At 62.7% G+C, this 3,279-nt stretch carries 5 protein-coding genes; 2 read left to right on the forward strand and 3 right to left on the reverse strand.

Going from position 1 to position 3,279, the window contains the following annotated elements:
- Positions 1-42: 42 nt before the first annotated feature.
- Both AC1DWI_RS17325 and AC1DWI_RS17330 read right to left on the reverse strand, forming a co-directional pair.
- Positions 43-501, reverse strand: coding sequence for a group I truncated hemoglobin (locus AC1DWI_RS17325; RefSeq protein WP_477671262.1), 459 nt, complete (start codon positions 499-501; stop codon positions 43-45).
- Between the two features lie 33 nt (positions 502-534).
- A complete protein-coding gene (locus AC1DWI_RS17330) occupies positions 535-1,455 on the reverse strand; it encodes a DUF3034 family protein (RefSeq protein WP_477671263.1) in 921 nt (306 codons plus the stop codon).
- A gap of 246 nt (positions 1,456-1,701) precedes the next feature.
- Between AC1DWI_RS17330 and AC1DWI_RS17335 the strand changes: the two genes are divergently transcribed.
- Together AC1DWI_RS17335 and AC1DWI_RS17340 are read left to right on the forward strand one after the other, a co-directional pair.
- Positions 1,702-2,136, forward strand: a complete 435-nt coding sequence (locus tag AC1DWI_RS17335) for a c-type cytochrome (protein WP_477671264.1) — start codon at positions 1,702-1,704, stop codon at positions 2,134-2,136.
- Between the two features lie 161 nt (positions 2,137-2,297).
- Complete coding sequence (locus AC1DWI_RS17340; RefSeq protein WP_477671265.1) at positions 2,298-2,816, forward strand: DUF1569 domain-containing protein; 519 nt, start codon at positions 2,298-2,300, stop codon at positions 2,814-2,816.
- Positions 2,817-2,823: 7 nt separating this feature from the next.
- Here the strand turns inward: AC1DWI_RS17340 and AC1DWI_RS17345 are convergent.
- On the reverse strand, positions 2,824-3,279 hold a 456-nt coding region (locus AC1DWI_RS17345), incomplete at its 5' end, for a DinB/UmuC family translesion DNA polymerase (RefSeq protein WP_477725297.1).

Raw genomic sequence — 3,279 nt, forward strand, 5'->3', positions numbered from 1 at the left:
AGGCGAAGAGCGCGCTAATTGCTGTGAGCTGGATCGCTTTTTTCATGGTTTGACCGCCGTTTCAGGGGGCGTGATGATGTCCCGGTTCATCGGGGCCAGCAGTGCCAGCATTTCATTCTGTTTGCGAAAAGGGACGCCCCTGGCGTCCATGCTTTGCTGAAGCACCTCCACCAGGGCGTGGAAGTCCGATTTTTTGATATCAAGGTTGGCATGCGCGCTCTTCATGTCTGCGCCCTTGTAAATGCAGGGGCCGCCGCTCAGGGCGCAGAGCTGGTCCACCAGCTGCTCTTTCACGCGCTGCTGGTTGGAGGGCTTGAAATGCGGCCCGGTGCGCGGGTCGGCCAGCAGGCGAACCATGAAGTCGTCCATCAGCGCGACCAGGCCGGCTTTCTCACCGAAGGCCTTGTAAAGCTGGTCGTCTTTGGGTGCCGTCTGGGCAAATGCTGCGCCGGCCGTCAACAGGCTTGCCGCGAGGGCAAAAGAAACAAAAGGGTTTTTCATGGGGCGGTTCCTTGAAGGGGTGATTCGTCGGGCTTAAAAAGCGACCTGGGCCGAGAGGTAGTACCCGGTCTGCTTCCGGCTGCCGGTGGTGGCAGGCACGATCACGCCCAGGTCCACATACGCCAGCGTGAGCGAAAGGTTTTTGGTCGGTGCCCAGGCAATAAAGATGTCTTTCCAGTCTTCAGAGCGCAGGCCGTTGCCCAGGCCGGCCGCGCGGCCGGCGCCCTCGAGCTTGTTGCGCATAAAACGGTATTCGGCGCCGATGGCGATGTTTTTGCTGAGCAGGTAAGCCACCGAGAATTCCGGTTGCAGCGTGTACTTGTCTTCGCTGCCGCCCAGCGTGGCGCCATAGCCCAGCAGGCCGTTCTGGTTGGCCTTGGTTGCGCGCAGCGTGCCGTTGAGCAGCAGGCTCTGGCCCAGGAAGAGTTTGGTGGCGCTGACATACACATCCACGCCGTGGCGTTTGGCGCCCAGTGCGGTGAGCGTAGGGTCCAGCCCGGTGGAGCCCAGCGTCTTGTACTGCACGCCCACTGCCACCTGCGGCATCAGCGTGTCGCTGTCCAGGACGGCATCGCCCAGCACGCGAACCTTGGCGCCCACGATGGTCTGTTTCAGGTGCAGCCCGGGCAGGCCCAGGGCCACGCCGGTGCCGCGGGTGTTGAAGTCCTGCTGCGCAATCGACAGCTCGTAGCGGTCATGGATGCCGACGGCCGCGCCGTACACATTCAGGCCGTAGTCGGTGGTGCCGGCGTGGGTGACGTAGGCAGAGCCGCCAATTTCGCCCGCCGTGGCGTTGCTGCCGATGACGGCCCAGGGCGTGAGGCCGCCGCCGGCCGCGCCTTCAATGGTGCTGACACCGCCGGTCAGCAGCAGTTTGCCGGTGTCGGCGTGGGCGCCGGCGCAAAGCAGGGTGAGCAGGCTGGCAATCAGGGGGGGTGATACGGAGTGGCGCATGGTGATCCTGTGGGTGGAAAGGAAAAAGCCGGTTGCCGGCGTCAATGGAAGTGAACCTGTGTGGAATACGGAAAACCGGATTCACTGGATTCAATGAAACGAAAAAAAGATGCGAAAAGAAGCGGGGTCGCTCTTCGAAAGGCTGAATCCGCGGGCCGGCCGTCAACGTATTCAGAACAGCTTGCGGGATGGCCTGGCAGATTGCATGGCTTTCCCACCCGTCAAAACCAGTGTCTGGAGTGCCGAATGCCTGCTTGTTCCCTGTTCATGCGCAATGCGCGTCATCTTTTTAGTACCGTGGCGGCACTGACGCTCTTTGGCGTGAGCGGTGCCCCGTTATGGGCCCAAACGGCGTCCGGACGCGAATGGGTCACGCCGCCGCCCGGCAACGTGGCGCGCGGCCTGGCCCTGTACCAGGCGCGCTGTACGGCATGCCATGCCGTCGACAGCAACAAGATCGGGCCCGCGCACCGCGGTGTGATGGGCCGCCGCGTGGGCAGCCTGCCTGGGTACAAATATTCGGACGAACTGGCGCGCTCGCGATTGCGCTGGACGCCGCAAACCCTCAACGCGTGGCTGGAAGACCCCGAGCAGCTGGTGGCCGGCCAGCGCATGGGCTTTCAGGTGGAAAGCGCGGCGGAGCGTGCTGACCTGATCGCATACCTCGCTACGCTGAAGTGAACAGGCTGCTATCAATTCAGGAGCTGCTTGCGCCAGTCCTGCCTGCCTGGAAGGCCTTTTCTTCATAAACTCTTTGTTCCATGCCCGCCCATGAGAGAAACGCCAGTCCGCCCTGATGCCGCAGCAAATGGGGCCCTGTGGGGACTGCTACCATCGCAGCCATGAAACGACGCGACTTTCTGGCCACCACCACACTCGCTTTTACCGGAGGATTTGCCATGGCCGATGTGCCCAAAGTCCAGTCACTGGATGAAGCGCTGCGCTGGCTGGACAAGGTTGACCAGGCCGCCAGCGTCAAAACCACCGGCCAATGGCCCCTGGTGTCGGTGCTGGAGCACATGGCGCAAAGCGTGGAAATGAGCCTGGACGGCTTTCCGCAGCCGAAAAGCGCGGTGTTCCAGAGCACGGCGGGCGCTGCGGCTTTCGCCTTTTTCAAATGGCGCGGGCAAATGAGCCACAGCCTGAGCGAGCCCATCCCGGGTGCTGCGGCGCTCAGCCGTGAGGGCGACTGGCGGCCCGCGTCGGCGCGGCTGCGCGCGGCCATTACCCGCTTCGCTGGGCACCAGGGCCCGCTCAAGCCGCACTTTGCCTACGGCGCGCTCAGCAAGGCTGATTTTTCACTCGCGCATACCTTCCATATCGCCAACCACCAGGATGAGATTGTCCTGGTAGCGCGCTAGGCACTGCTTAGAAGAGCTGGTCGGTTGCTATTGAATCAGGAGCTGCTCGCGCATGTCCTGATTGGGCTGCAGACACTTTTTGTTCGTAAATACCCTCTTCGCCGGGCTTGGCCAGCGTGGAAGCGCGAACACCGAGCAGGCGCAGTTTTTTGTCCAGCGGCACCCGCTTGAGGCACAGCCCCGCCAGCTGGCGGATGGTTTTCCCGTCCGCGGTGTAGGTGTCTGAGGTCTGGTCGCGTGTCGCGATCTTGAAGTCGTCGTAGCGCAGCTTGATGCCGATGGTTTTGGCCACGTAACCCTTGCGTTGCAGGTCTTCGCCCAGCCGTTCGCACAGGTCGGTAAAGATGGCGCCCAGCGTCGCCTTGTCGCGCACCGCATGCAGGTCGCGGTCAAAAGTGGTTTCGCGGCTCATGCTGACGGGTTCGCTCTCGGTGACCACCGGTCGGTCGTCGCGGCCCCAGGC

This window comes from Polaromonas sp. P3_C2 (assembly GCF_056402675.1).

What these genes read in the sequence shown, in the direction of transcription:
- AC1DWI_RS17340 (WP_477671265.1), top strand. Translation starts at nt 2,298, where the DNA reads ATGAAACGACGCGACTTTCTGGCCACCACCACACTCGCTTTTACCGGA.
- AC1DWI_RS17335 (WP_477671264.1), top strand. Translation starts at nt 1,702, where the DNA reads ATGCCTGCTTGTTCCCTGTTCATGCGCAATGCGCGTCATCTTTTTAGT.
- AC1DWI_RS17325 (WP_477671262.1), bottom strand. Translation starts at nt 501, where the DNA reads ATGAAAAACCCTTTTGTTTCTTTTGCCCTCGCGGCAAGCCTGTTGACG.
- AC1DWI_RS17330 (WP_477671263.1), bottom strand. Translation starts at nt 1,455, where the DNA reads ATGCGCCACTCCGTATCACCCCCCCTGATTGCCAGCCTGCTCACCCTG.